This window comes from Candidatus Thiodiazotropha sp. AKAK2 (genome assembly GCF_058244685.1).
Map to the genome: position 1 here is coordinate 1 of NZ_JBSYOP010000006.1, position 13315 is coordinate 13315.

16 protein-coding genes are annotated in these 13315 nt (G+C 45.0%); 3 read left to right on the forward strand and 13 right to left on the reverse strand.

Features of this window, described 5'->3' with window-relative positions; genetic code table 11:
• The gene (locus tag AC4IE8_RS01045; RefSeq protein ID WP_490790165.1) at positions 1 to 108 is read left to right on the forward strand and encodes an integrase core domain-containing protein; all 108 of its coding nucleotides are present in this window, start codon (positions 1 to 3) and stop codon (positions 106 to 108) included.
• Between the two features lie 72 nt (positions 109 to 180).
• Positions 181 to 924 (forward strand): ferredoxin--NADP reductase, encoded by a 744-nt coding sequence (locus AC4IE8_RS01050; protein ID WP_490790085.1) that lies wholly within the window; start codon positions 181 to 183, stop codon positions 922 to 924.
• Between the two features lie 241 nt (positions 925 to 1165).
• Here AC4IE8_RS01050 and AC4IE8_RS01055 read toward each other — a convergent pair whose 3' ends face one another.
• The 8 genes from AC4IE8_RS01055 to AC4IE8_RS01090 form a co-directional block, all read right to left on the reverse strand.
• Positions 1166 to 1594 carry a type II toxin-antitoxin system VapC family toxin gene (locus AC4IE8_RS01055; protein ID WP_068990264.1) on the reverse strand — a complete coding sequence of 143 codons (429 nt, stop codon included), beginning with the start codon at positions 1592 to 1594 and terminating at the stop codon, positions 1166 to 1168.
• Entirely contained in the window at positions 1594 to 1848 is a 255-nt protein-coding gene (locus tag AC4IE8_RS01060; RefSeq protein WP_068990268.1) for a type II toxin-antitoxin system Phd/YefM family antitoxin, read from the reverse strand. The genes AC4IE8_RS01055 and AC4IE8_RS01060 overlap by 1 nt, the downstream gene beginning before the upstream one ends.
• A 230-nt stretch (positions 1849 to 2078) precedes the next feature.
• Positions 2079 to 2534, reverse strand: a complete 456-nt coding sequence (locus AC4IE8_RS01065) for a hypothetical protein (RefSeq protein ID WP_068990271.1) — start codon at positions 2532 to 2534, stop codon at positions 2079 to 2081.
• Positions 2535 to 2982: 448 nt separating this feature from the next.
• Positions 2983 to 3510, reverse strand: a complete 528-nt coding sequence (locus tag AC4IE8_RS01070) for a GNAT family N-acetyltransferase (protein ID WP_490790086.1) — start codon at positions 3508 to 3510, stop codon at positions 2983 to 2985.
• The gene (locus AC4IE8_RS01075) at positions 3511 to 3789 is read right to left on the reverse strand and encodes a type II toxin-antitoxin system TacA family antitoxin (RefSeq protein ID WP_490790087.1); all 279 of its coding nucleotides are present in this window, start codon (positions 3787 to 3789) and stop codon (positions 3511 to 3513) included. It lies immediately after the preceding gene.
• A gap of 438 nt (positions 3790 to 4227) precedes the next feature.
• Complete coding sequence (locus tag AC4IE8_RS01080; RefSeq protein ID WP_490790088.1) at positions 4228 to 4503, reverse strand: hypothetical protein; 276 nt, start codon at positions 4501 to 4503, stop codon at positions 4228 to 4230.
• 266 nt (positions 4504 to 4769) lie between these two features.
• Positions 4770 to 5189 carry a hypothetical protein gene (locus tag AC4IE8_RS01085; RefSeq protein WP_490790089.1) on the reverse strand — a complete coding sequence of 140 codons (420 nt, stop codon included), beginning with the start codon at positions 5187 to 5189 and terminating at the stop codon, positions 4770 to 4772.
• A 331-nt stretch (positions 5190 to 5520) separates the two neighbouring features.
• Positions 5521 to 6552, reverse strand: a complete 1032-nt coding sequence (locus AC4IE8_RS01090; RefSeq protein WP_490790090.1) for a hypothetical protein — start codon at positions 6550 to 6552, stop codon at positions 5521 to 5523.
• 227 nt (positions 6553 to 6779) lie between these two features.
• Between AC4IE8_RS01090 and AC4IE8_RS01095 the strand changes: the two genes are divergently transcribed.
• Positions 6780 to 7775, forward strand: a complete 996-nt coding sequence (locus AC4IE8_RS01095; protein WP_068990288.1) for a transposase — start codon at positions 6780 to 6782, stop codon at positions 7773 to 7775.
• Between the two features lie 1376 nt (positions 7776 to 9151).
• Here the strand turns inward: AC4IE8_RS01095 and AC4IE8_RS01100 are convergent.
• From AC4IE8_RS01100 to AC4IE8_RS01120, 5 genes are all read right to left on the reverse strand, one after another.
• Positions 9152 to 9637 carry a hypothetical protein gene (locus AC4IE8_RS01100; protein WP_490790091.1) on the reverse strand — a complete coding sequence of 162 codons (486 nt, stop codon included), beginning with the start codon at positions 9635 to 9637 and terminating at the stop codon, positions 9152 to 9154.
• A gap of 216 nt (positions 9638 to 9853) precedes the next feature.
• Complete coding sequence (locus AC4IE8_RS01105) at positions 9854 to 10405, reverse strand: hypothetical protein (protein ID WP_490790092.1); 552 nt, start codon at positions 10403 to 10405, stop codon at positions 9854 to 9856.
• Positions 10406 to 10575: 170 nt separating this feature from the next.
• Positions 10576 to 10818, reverse strand: a complete 243-nt coding sequence (locus AC4IE8_RS01110; protein WP_490790093.1) for a hypothetical protein — start codon at positions 10816 to 10818, stop codon at positions 10576 to 10578.
• 91 nt (positions 10819 to 10909) lie between these two features.
• The gene (locus AC4IE8_RS01115) at positions 10910 to 11611 is read right to left on the reverse strand and encodes an Abi-alpha family protein (RefSeq protein ID WP_490790094.1); all 702 of its coding nucleotides are present in this window, start codon (positions 11609 to 11611) and stop codon (positions 10910 to 10912) included.
• A 507-nt stretch (positions 11612 to 12118) separates the two neighbouring features.
• The gene (locus tag AC4IE8_RS01120) at positions 12119 to 13288 is read right to left on the reverse strand and encodes a ribonucleotide-diphosphate reductase subunit beta (protein ID WP_490790095.1); all 1170 of its coding nucleotides are present in this window, start codon (positions 13286 to 13288) and stop codon (positions 12119 to 12121) included.
• Positions 13289 to 13315 lie beyond the last annotated feature (27 nt).

Below are 13315 nucleotides of genomic sequence, written 5' to 3' on the forward strand. Positions count from 1 at the left end.
ATCAGAAAATACAACGAAGAGCGGCCGCATCAGTCACTCGGTAAATTAACACCTGTCGAATACCGAAAGAAATATGAGCAGGAGAACTCTAATTTAGGCTGGCACTAAAATAGGTGGGTTTACAAAACCACTGACAGATGCCGTAGTCCAGGCAAGCGAAAATGGTTGGAGCGTTCGATAATGGAAAAATGGTTGGAAGGCACGATAGTCGAAAAGCGTCACTGGAGTGATAAGCTCTACTCACTGCGCCTCAAGGCCCCGGTGGATGCCTTCATTGCTGGGCAGTTCACCCGTCTGGCCCTCGAAATCGACGGCGAGCGTGTGGCGAGACCCTACTCATTCGTCAACCCACCACAGGATAAGCTGCTCGAAGTCCATTTCAACGAAGTGGAGAACGGCCCATTAAGTCCTAGGCTAGCTGCACTGAAGCCGGGCGATCGGGTCTGGGTTTCTGCCAAAGCCAACGGCTTTTTCACCCTCGATCAACTGCCGCAGAGCGAAAATCTCTGGATGATCGCCACTGGAACAGCGCTGGGTGTCTATCTCTCCATACTGCGTACCGAGCTTCCATGGCAGCGATTCCTACAGATCGTCCTGGTACACAACGTCCCCTACAAGGATCAACTCAGCTATGGTGAGGAGATCGCCAATCTGACGCAGCTTTACGGCGAGCGTTTCCGCTATCTACCGATCATCAGCCAGGAGCAGGTGGATAACGCCCTCCAGGGGCGCATTCTGGCCGCTCTCGAGGATGGTCGTCTTGAGAAGCATGCGGGTGCTGCACTTACCTCGGAGAAGTCCCACGTAATGCTTTGCGGGAACATGGGTATGATCCGGGAGGTCTCTGCAGCCCTCGAGGCCCGGGGCATGCGCAAACATCGCAAGAAGGAGCCGGGGCACTTTACCACGGAGAAGTATCACTGATTCCCGATTGGCAGATTAATGTCGAATGCACGCCCATTCCAGTCTAAGCTTCTCGATGCCTCAACAAATAGTGACTGTCCCTGTTTATCTGTTTCAACAGAAATAAATAAAAGCTGGAATTTGGGAGTTGTATTGGTCCTTCCAAATGGTGCCTGTCCTGGTTTATGGCAATGACTGTCCCTATTTTCTTTTGGGTGTCCCGGTTTGTTCATAGGGGGTGTCCATCTATGTCTTGTTCGTTTTATTTTTGTTGGGCTTTCCATGGATTGATGATGGTTACCCCCGTCGATTTAAAGTCGATCACATTCCGGGTCACTACAGTCAAACCATGAACTAGAGCGGTAGCCGCAATATAGGCGTCTCGCTCCGGGCGAGGGTCGGGAACATGTAGTTGCGCGCATCGAAGTGCTACAACTTCATCGATCGGTAATGTACGGTCAGTAAACTCCGGAAGAACACGACTGTCCATCCAGGTGCGCAACAGCGCCCCTTGAGCAGAATCACGACGTCCCACGCGTAAAATGCCAAGTTCAAGTTCCATGACGGTTACAGCAGAGATGTAGAAATTGGTGGCATCCAAATCTGACAGCCATTTGGTTACGTTGTGATCAGCCTTACCATTGCCGGCCTTGCGCAATTCGGAAATAACGTTGGTATCGAGCAGAAACATCAGTCAAATTCTGCTGGTCGAGGAAGCTCGCGCGAATGGGGAAGCTCAATCTCGATATCGGCAATACCCGGCATGGACAGTGCCTCAACGAGGCTTCTATGTTGACCCGTTAGTCGCTGGTATTCCTCGATACTTAACAGTACGTGTGCCGGCTTGCCGCGATCCGTGATAAACACCGGGCCGTTTTTGGCCGCTTTCTTGGCGCGACTCACGTCCTGATTGAGATCTCGGCTGGATAGCGTCGTTATGCTCATGGTGGTGCCTCCTGTGCAGGATGTCTAATGTAGGTACGTTACTACATTTTTCCTCGTTTGTACATTTACAGTCAAAATTATTTCGGTGCACCCATCATCTGAGTTTATAAATATAACTATAAATCAATTAGATAATGACAATTATTGCTGTGTGATTATTGTAAATAAATGCTGGGGGGTGTTCCGATTTGCGCTACATGGTGACTGTCCCTGTTTGTCTATATTTAGTTCTATTGCTCAATCGGAAATCCTCTGCAACTGTTGGACAGGCTGTGATGTGGAGGTAGTTGAACCTGCTTGCCATCTTCCTGGGTCAGTTGTATATGCACATGGGGTTTGCCATGGTGGAATACTCGAATGTCGATTATCGATGGAGAGTGATTAATCGCAAGTGTAAGCATCTTCAGGTCTGGAGCATAGTAGCTCAAAGCCCTACCTTCGGTTGGCTGAGGTAACAATACAATGGGAATACGATTACCTATAAAGGTCGAGAGAAATCTTATACGGTGATTATCCTGATTGCGTATGAACTGCCAATAGTGCAGGGAGGCATCGGTTTTTGCCACACCTGCAATTATTCCGTCACTGCAGGTATGAAAGACTATATCGTAGTTCATTCGACCCACCGGCGTTTCTATGGCTTCCCCCATCCAAAAGCCGGGCAGACTTTGTAGAAGCTGCTCCATGCGCCCTCCTGAAAGATGAGATTCGCTTACTGCGGAAACTGATGATAATCCAATCAGAACGGCGGTTAGATATGACTTTATCTGCACGATCAACAAGGAGATGTCCCGATTTGAGGTTTACATTATTCAAGCGTAGATCATGGGCGCTTTCCTTGGCTTTGAGCGTAATATCTCACTCTCAGATAATACGAGTATGAAGAGAGCAACCACAAAAATTCCAAAATTCCGGGACACTCAACGTTTAGAAAAAATCATATCATTGAATTACGTCAAGGTATCTTATTGATTTGTAGTTAGTTTAATTAAATGTAAATGGTGTATGTCCCCATAATATTTTAATAGTGGAGGAATGGTGCTACTAGACGTAAAATTACTATGAATCAATAAGATAAAAAGTGCTTGTCCAGTGTTATTGTTGCTGATAAATGCTGGATGTCCCGATTTACCTCTACAATTTTCCTAAAATAGATTCAAGCGGCAATATCAAGGTCATTGGCTCTGTTGGAGAAATGGTAAAGCTCCGATCAAGATAGAATTGTTTTGCTTCTTCGGATATAGCATGAACTAATATGGCTTTAATGCCGGCAATTTCCGCAACTAATATGGCTTTAATGCCGGCAATTTCCGCAGCTTGCAATATACGTAGTATGGCATCACGTAGTAACGCATCTCCCAATTTCTTGCCTTGATGTTCCTTATCTATGGCTAACCTTCCCAAGACCATAACAGGGATAGGGTCAGGCATATTTCTTTTAATTTTACCAGGGGCGTATTTGGCTGCTAAGGAGCCAGATGCAAGTGCGTAATAGCCTATGACCCGTTTATCGATGCACAGCACATAGGTACGCGAGGCGCGGGAACGTTCATTTGATCTGGCTCTCTTCTTTAGCCAGTTATCTAAGGCAGGAACGCCACAAGAAAATTGATCAAGGTCGTGATAGTCCGCTAATGGACAAGGAGCAGTTAACGTTGACATTCATTCCCACGGCGCTTTAGTTGCTAGTAATGCTAAGAGCTTCTTGTTGGGTTTGGGTGGGTTATCCAGAATACGGTTAAATTTTTCCCATTGTGCGTCATCCAGAAAAAACTCTGTCCTATCCAGCAGTATTTCCTGAGCTTTCTCGTAAGCTGCTTCCAGCATGAAATCAGACCAATCCTTGCCAATACTTTTTGCGGCCTTGTCAATGAAGTCTCTTGTGCTGCTATGTACGCGCATATTGATCAGCGTATCTTTTGGGGCGTCTTGCGGTAGCATTGTTGCGCCTCCTCTATGAAAGACATTGTATACACATCATAGCGTATATACGTCGTCTTTACAATATTTTGATGTTTTAGAGGGCGATGATTCAGGTCTCCACTATTAATATTTTAAAAATAATAAAAATCAATAAGTTGCCAGTGATTTAGCTAATCTAATTATTGGATGAAATGCTGGGTGTCCCGATTTGTCAGCAATTTCACTATTCTGATTATTGGGTGTCCCGATTTGTCAACACATCAGGGTAAGATGTGTTGCGGACGATCACCCATGCAGACGTTGCGTGATGGGCTGAAGCTATGGGATGAGAAGGTTGGTAATTTAAACTAACCTGACAACAAGGACTACGTCAAAACCGACAATTGTCAGATCGGGTCCCGACTAATACACATAAATAATGGTGACTGTCCTCGTTCTTTTCCTTCTGGTATCCCATTAAGGTTTGTCAAGTCTTCCTGCGAGTATTGCTATATAAAATGCTGAAAATCCGGAAATAATGAGATTTCCTGGTTTGCTACTAACGACTCCTTCGCTAATCAAGATAACTGGAACTGCTGCACCTATAATTGAAGCAATCATGGCTCCAAACCATAATTTACCCCTGCCTGCTGTTAAATGACTGTTACCCAAGAATGACAAAGCTAACCATAGGCAAAGCACGCAAATAAAAAGAAATAATGAATCCATGCCAAGCATAGTTTCAAGGTTCACTTTGTAGCACCATAGATCGTTGCTGCATCACTAGCCCCTTCTATTACTAAACCTGTTGATGTTGCCTGCTTGTATGCGGCTTCATAACTCGATGGCATCTTGATAAAGAGATCTTTCACGGGGTTACCCAATTCATTTATTTTTGGTACGTTTCTAGCTAATCCTCCAACTGATATAGTGAGATCAATTCCTGCATCAATGAGCGTGGCTGTTTGTTCACTACCGGTAATTCTCTCTATACCTTGTTTAGAATAGCTATCAGTCCCTCATATTCCTGCTTGAAAATTGTCTGCTCCTTTAGCTGCTATTGTTACACCTGCAGCGCAAGCTAAACTACCTGAACCATAACAGATTCCTGCACCTAGAAGAACTTGTCCGGCACCTCCAACGGACTGTAAAGTACGAAGAAGTACATTCATACCCTCGTCCTGGATAAATCCAGAGAAGGAACCTTTGGGATACTGCCCTATTGGGGCAGTGTTGTTTTGCGTTTCCCCAGCGAGCACAGTGGATTCGACCGCAATCTGAGACGAGTCCTGTTTTCCCTGATCTCGAAATCGATCAATCGGCGTCGGTAGTGACTTAAGCCTATCTTCAGTCGTGGAGTCATTCTGAGGCGTTACGCTTGAATTCGTATTGTCCGTTGTCAATACCGGTGCTCCAGATGCACCTTGCACGTCAGCCATTTTATTAGTCCTTTAATAGTATCGCTGGAATAAATCGATCAAAGTGTCGAAGTCTAAACTTCCTGTTGGGCGTGTTTTTTACTGTATTTCACGGAAAAACGAACCTGGGCTGCCCGCCTCGACAATTGATCACGTTATTCAGCAATAGGGCCGTCGAAAAAAATGCCATCAACAAAACAACCAGTTAACACAGTACCTCGATTTCTATGATGACCACTCTATAGAAGTAAATGACTTGTAAACACTAGGGATAACGCTATCAGAAAAAGATTACATACAGCTTTGTATATACTCAAACAGTGACTGTCCCCATTCTTTCATTAAAGCGTTTTTACAATGGCAAGAAAACTTCAGTTTTGACAGGTGTCTCCATCCTTGTTATTCGCTTTGCCTTGATATCCAAGGAGCTCAGTAACATCTGGAAAGCCCCAATTGGATCAGTTAACTCTTCAGTGGTTTGTTGAAATCCATCCAATACTTGTTCTTGCTCATCAGATATGTCGCCAGCCAAGTCGTAAACAGCATCAATTAAATGTGGGACCTTCATTTGATCATTAATAAAGACGAGTTTATCTCGTATTTTGTCCCATTTCTCTATACTCATCTTGGAGTGCCTGGCGAGTTTTCGTCTTGCTCGGTTAACATTAACCTCGACACTGTAAGATAACCCGGACTCGATAAGCTCATCCATGAGTTCATCTGTTATATTAACGCCAACCGATGCTAGGATCTGCTGGGTTTTTTCACTCTTTAACTGTTCGGCACTCCAGCTCCACTCTGTAGCGTCCTCATAACTCTCGATAAAAAAATCTTTAGGTTCGGTGACCTTGATAAGGTTCTTATCTTTCGGAATCTCACTCTTGAGTGCTTTGATAAAATCAAGAATAGAATTTGATTCGTTATACTTAATGATATGATTTTCGGGTCGACTATCAAAAAGGGCATGTTGGTTTGATGTTATACAGATACTTCCTGCGTCTAACTTGCATGCAACCTCGTATATGAATCTGACATCTTTCTGATTAATATCTGAACTGCCTTCATATATTGCCGCTATAACCTGATTTTTGAAATTCCAAAGTGATATTCGAATCAACGCAAAGCCGCTGTGGGTGAAATAGTATCCAACGTGTGCGGCGCCGACTCTTTTGAGTTCTGATTCACAATAGTCCAGTTTTTCTCTCTCCTTCCATTGATCAATATTTGAAGGCTCCAGGTCCATTACTTGTGAGGGTAGTACGGACGTCGCTTTGGAAATATCTGAATTTTGTTGACGTTTTACAAAACGATACAATTTCCAGGCGTAATAAGCAGCAATGAGGAGTAGTATTAAAAAAATTATCCCTAGAATTTGTAAAAACATAGTCATCCTGCCATTTCAAAACGTTGATGTTTGTATTTAAATAGTGTTTTAAAAGAAAAAACAATCCTTGTGTAATGCTGGTTCCTAATCACGATTAGGATTGATATATCGGTTAAATAACAACCAGATAGAATAAATAGAATAAATAGGACACCCACCCTTAATTTGCCAAAAACCATCAAGTCTGGCAATCTCTAAATTCACACACGATATCAAGGAGCGATATCATGCCCAAGCCAAGGAAAGCCCAGGTTTCGCTGGAAACCACCCCTTATTATCATTGCGTCTCCCGCTGTGTACGCCGTGCCTTTCTCTGCGGTGTGGATTCACACACCGGAAAGAGCTTTGAACATAGGCGCCAATGGATCGTCGATCGGATGAAACAGCTGGCAGAGATCTTCGCCATCGACGTCTGTGCCTACGCGGTGATGTCCAACCACTACCACGTCATCCTCCATGTCGATGCCGAGATTGCAGCCGGGTGGAGTCAGCAGGCTATCATCGAGCGCTGGGAGAGGCTCTTTACCCTGCCAGTGCTCGTACAGCGTTATCGTGCAATGGAAGCCCTCAGCAAAGCAGAGCGCGATGTGATCTCCGAACTGGTCACCAAATGGCGTAAACGCCTTCATGACATCAGCTGGTTCATGCGCTGCCTCAACGAACCGATTGCACGCCAGGCCAACCAGGAGGACGGATGTACCGGTCGCTACTGGGAGGGCCGGTATAAATCCCAGGCTCTGTTGGATGAAAAGGCCCTGGCGGCCTGCATGGCCTATGTGGACCTTAATCCCGTCAGGGCAGGGATGGCCAAGACGCCGGAACAATCAGAGTGCACATCTATCGCTGAGCGGACAAACAAGCTCAAACAAAGCCGTAATCAGGCAAACAGAGCAATCACCCCGGCTGGCTTACTCCCGTTTGCAGGAAACCTGCACAAAAACAGGCCCAAAGGGCTGCCGTTTCGACTGAAGGACTATCTTGAACTTGTCGATTGGACAGGGCGTGCCATCCTGGAGTACAAGCGCGGCCATATCCCAGATAATCAACCGCCCATTCTGGAACGGTTACAGATCGATCCCCAGCATTGGCTCTACATGACGCAGCATTTCGAAAGCCGGTTCAAGGGCATTGTCGGTGCAAGCTATAAGCTGAAAGAGGCTTGTCAACGAATGGGTTATCAACGAACGCCAAATCTCAGCGCTGCCATACACTATTTCAGCTAAAGGCTCATTCCAAAAACAAGCCAATTACAGAATCAGCCTCCTGCTGAGGATTGAGTGCGGTTCCTGAATTACATTCAGCGTGATTGGCAAGGAAATCTGAACCAGCAAGCAGCAATTTCAATATTTCTATGAGTGATGCAAGCCTGATATGAATAAGCCTGTGCGTCGGATATTGGTAATCTTTGGGGTGGGTGTCTTTTTAATTCGGCATTTCGAAAGCCGGTTCAAGGGCATTGTCGGTGCAAGCTATAAGCTGAAAGAGGCCTGTCAACGAATGGGTTATCAACGAACGCCAAATCTCAGCGCTGCCATACACTATTTCAGCTAAAGGCTCATTCCAAAAACAAGCCAATTACAGAATCAGCCTCCTGCTGAGGATTGAGGACGGTTCCTGAATTACATTCAGCGTGATTGGCAAGGAAATCTGAACCAGCAATTTCAATATTTCTATGAGTGATGCAAGCCTGATATGAATAAGCCTGTGCAGTTATATATTGGAAATCTTTGGGGTGGGTGTCTTTTTAACTCTATAGAAAGGCTTCTTTTCCGTACTTATTCTTCATCCAGGATTGGGGGGTTTTAGGGTATTCTAATTTTTTTATTTGGTTCAAGAGCGGTAGAAGTTTATTGTTGGCTCCTGGACGCCAAGCAGCAGGATGCAATTTCCATGAATCTGCATCTCCTACCCCACGGAAAACCCAGGGGGAACTTGCAACCTTACTATCCCACCAACGATCATTTGATCTCCTCAAAAAAGAAAGAAAGCTGTGCGCATCAAAAGGTCTGCCATCGTATGAATCAATAATTTCAAAATACCGCATAAAAAATAGAGTGTTTTCAGAGTTATAGTTGTCACTATAATAGATGATAATTAGTGTGGGATAAACATGGATAAACTGATATAGATAAAAGATTGCGTATGAAGAAATCAGTACAGATACCCTCTTATATGTTATTAGGAAAAAGGGTAGGGACTTGGTAGTATCCCTACATGGCTCTCTTGCGTGCTACATTTATTGTGGAGGAATACCCATGTTCAGTTATTGTGTGATGGCTGATAAGGCTTATTTATTTTTGGTGCGGTAATTGTTGCGATTGGCCGTCTAAATTATCGATTTAAGGTTGATTAGATTCAAAATACCTCTCTTAGTGCAGTGACCGCCAGTTCGAATCCGATATCTATGTGGCTATCGTAAATCTGCCATGTGTAAAATTCAGGAATTTAGACTTCCAGCGCCTGAGCCAGTAAAGTTACCTCGGAATCTTTGACGCGCCTAGCCTGGGAACTCTTTTTTACCAAACTGTTGCGACTGTTAGCCCAGCCAAGTAAATAATGATTGTCCGCGTTTTTGTACTGGATTGGATGGAGTGCATGGTTAGGAATTACTGCAATTCATGAATTCAATATTTTTAGTAGTGATTTCTCTGCCATCTATTTCGAATGTTCTTAGATTGCAGCTCAGAAACATTTTAATAATCAGCCTCGGATTATCTATACCCATATTTCTTTTAATATGAGCTGATTGCTTACCGCTGAGATCAGTTTGAATAAATACCCGGTCTTGATCGGATGGCGGAACCTCTTGATTAAACAGATTCACGAATCTAGCGACTCGACCAGACAAGTATAACTCAGCCTCTATTCCATGAATGGTTACGGGAAAAGGCGATAGGTTTGTAACCTCAAACCACACTCTTGCATCAGGAAGCTCTGAACAATTAACAGTTATTCCTGAGTGCTCACTGCTGATATTAATTTTCACCATGCTAGACAATTTCTGCTTGGTATAATAATTCTTCATTGCGAAACCAAACATCTTACTTAGAGCTCTTATTATTGTTCCTGAAAATGGTATTTCCATATCACTTACTCATGATTTCTAACGCTGGAATTGTGGGGCTGGATAAAGCGCATACTTTCATACGATATTATTTATGTAATATATCTCCTGATATACTGATTAGATGTAATCTGCATATTGCTTTATTGAACTAAGGATTATTAGTGCAATTGCATACATCACAGCACTTGGATTCAACGCGTTCAATTGGTGATTGTCCCAGTTTTTCGTTTTTACTCATTCATTTATCGTCAATTCACCTTTGAACATGTGAATGGTTCTCTTTATTTTCTTGGGAAGAAGGCTAACCTTCTCTTGTGCAAAAGGGACTCCCAAATTGATGCCATTTGTAATTCGTTCGTCGATATACCAGTCAGCTCGATGCTTGCTTAAGGATTTTTCTATTTCAAAGCAGTTAGCCATTGCCCAGCTAGAAGCTTTCAGTACAACGGCTCGAGGTTGATGATGAGTTTGGTCTTCAAATACCGATGAACCTAATTCATTACTCGGGAATGACATACCTTTAACAGATATTGCATAAAGTTTTGCTTCACACTGGATTTCTAACCAAGTTTTAAATTCATTTAATTCAGCAAGAACTTTAGATCGTCGTGCAGCTGGCTTGGTTTCATAGGAAAGCAAAAGTGCGGAATCATTCCATACATATCCATGTGCGTGCAGGGGTAAGCCATGATTTATTTTAGTTACGGCGCTTTGGTGCATCTGAATCATTTGATATGACCCTAAACCCTTAGATGCAAGGCTGCGTGTCCCGATCAAATCGAACATGGTCACTATGCATTTTTGCCATTCTGAGCTGTTCATGTTTTATTGGTTAACGACTAAGTAGTGGGGCACGATCCGCATAGCGGCGTAGCGTCGTCCCACACGAGCGCATTGTTGCGCCCTTACTAAACGATTCATAAGTATGGTTGGTGGAGTTTCTGAATTTCATTTCGTTAATTCCGAGGCAGCAAACCTTTTTCATTTCGCTTGGGTTCTGAAAGCTCCTTTTTTCTGAGATGCTTAAGAAGAACCTCTTCATAGTGAGGTGCCCAGCCATCCCTGTTACCTTTCCAGCACGAATCACAGCAAAATAAACCATCATAGAGTTCGAGTATATGCCCCTCATATCGGTGTGGTCCGTGCTGGTATTGGCTGCCACATACATCACATAAATACAGAATTTTATCTTTGGTCATGGTTATTTCCTTGTGGCCCAGCGTTTAAACTGTTAGGAGCAGAAGAAGTGCTGCGTAGTATGCAACCGTACGAACGCATTGTTAGATTTTCTTACGTTTTTAATGTGCATGCTTCAACGAGTTTTCTTCCCAGCACTGCCGGAAAAATAATGGAAAAAACTTGACCGCCACCCCAGGTAGTAGGAAGAGAAATACAGCCAAGCCTCTCTAGGTTTGCTAATGCAAGTACAACTTCTTCGCTTGGTTGCACTGGCTCTTCTTTATTTTCTTTATCTTTTATCTCGACAGAATCAGGTAAATTACCAGTCATGATTGAATTATTTAGTACTTCTTCCTCAGGTAGGGCATAGATTACAGATAATATCTTTGCTTCTACATACGATAATCTTTCTAAGATATCTATATATGAGCGATTTAGGTCAACTGAGCCACCCTCAATAGATGAATTAACTAGAAGTTTTGCCCAGAGGTCCTGCAGATAATCATTATCTTCTAATGATGCAGCCTCTAGGAGTGGGACAGCGAATTTAAGAGGGATTGGTTTAGATGGGTTATTTTTGCCAAGGCTAGCCATATAGTCGGTAGCTCTTTGCATAAGTCTCATTTGCCTTTCCCAACGCATGTATTTTAACTTGTCTTCAAAAATACCCATCCCTTGTTCTAGCGGACCGGATATGTAACGAGAAATAAAGCCTCCAAACTCTCGGCTTGCATCAATAGCCTTACCAGTTGTCTTGGCAATTTCTTGTGTGGCTTTTGCAGTTTCCTTTATCGCTTCTGTTTCTTCAGGCATTTCTCTTTCCTGAAATCTAACTAATATTAGATGGCCTAAAAGGCGTGTTATAACATGTCCCATTAACATCTAGACGCAAATTTATAGATACAACTATCTGATTCATAGGCGGTAGCAATACTTCTCTTGGTCTTAGATAGCCGAAGTGAAATTCAAAAAACCTACTAAGGATGTTCCTTGTACTGCTGAAAACTGATCGACAGAGAGACGAAAAGCCAGGCAATGGCGCAAAGCGCCAAAGCCCGCCCGCAAGCGCGGGAAGTGAGGAGAGGAATAAAACCCTTTTCAGGTATGCCGAAGCGTATGCCCCGGCAAACGTCCCATTTGTAGCGATACGTTTTCTTTCCATTGATCAATTGTCTTGGTGGTCAATTGGGTCCGTCCACAAACCGGACATTCGTACCTCGATTGTTCGGTGTGCCCTTCCTGCTGGGTTTCGAGTTCGGCCATGAGAGAAGCGCAATGTGAACAGTGCATTTTGTTTACCCCTTGTTGCAGCTCTTCAGTTCAGTCCCATTTCAACGCGCCGCCGGTCTGGTATTCGGTGACACGGGTTTCAAAAAAGTTTTTCTCTTTCCGCAGGTTCGCCTGTTCATCCAACCAGGGCAGGGTCGCTTCCGCACCGGGGAAGGGTTCCTCGATGCCGAGTTGTCTGGCACGGCGGTTGGCGGTGAAACGGAACTGGCCGATGTGATCCTCTTTGGAGTAACCCAGGATCGGGTCGCGCAGGATGTAGCTGGCGTAACCGATCTCGGCGGCTTCCGCTTCATCCCACATCTCGCGCATCGCCTGTGGGTCGAGGGTGATGTTCTCTTCGAGAATGATCTGTTTCACCACGCGGATGCCGAAGGAGGCGTGCATCACTTCATCACGCATGATGTATTGCAGTTGTTCGGCGGTGCCTTTCATCAGGCCGCGACGCTGCAGAGCGAAGATCGGGCTGAAGCCGTTGTAGAACCAGCAGCCTTCGAAGATGGCGGCGAAGTAGATGTAGGCCATGACGAAGTTCTGTAACTCATTCGGATCGCGCAGGTTGATGTCGGCGCGCAGGATCGAGGAGAGGCGTCGGTTGGTGATCTGGATCTTTTTGTTGATCTCCGGAACCACCCGATAGCGGTTGTAGATCTCTCCCTGGTCGAGGCCGATGGTCTCGATGCAGTGCTGGTAGGTCCAGGTGTGCAGCGACTCTTCATAGACCTGACGGGCCTGGTAGATCTGCAGCTCGGGGGCGGACATCTTCTCCATCACCGCCAGGCCGATATTGCGCATCGCCAGGATGTCGGAGGTGGTCAGGTAGGAGAGCACGTTCTCATAGACGTGACGCTCTTCCAGGGTCAGCTTGTGCTGATAGTCGTGGACGTCCTGGGCCATGTTGATGTCCAGCGGGGTCCAGTGGTTCTTGTTGGCGTTGAGGAAGTACTCCCACGCCCAGGGGTACTTGAAGGGGGCCAGCTGGTTGATGTCGGTCATGCCGTTGATGACCCGCTTGTCATCCGGATTGACCGGCTCCATGGAGGTGACTTCCGTGATTTCCGGCTCGACCTGCTCTTCGATCTGTAACGCACGGGCCGCCTCTTCCACCACGTGAGGATGGGCCGCTGTGGTCTCTTTTACCACCGGGGCAGGGGCGGCTTCCTGAAGCTTTGGCTTGGCGAGTGGATCATCCCAATTCAGCATCTCTTATTCCTCTTTATATTCTGGTTC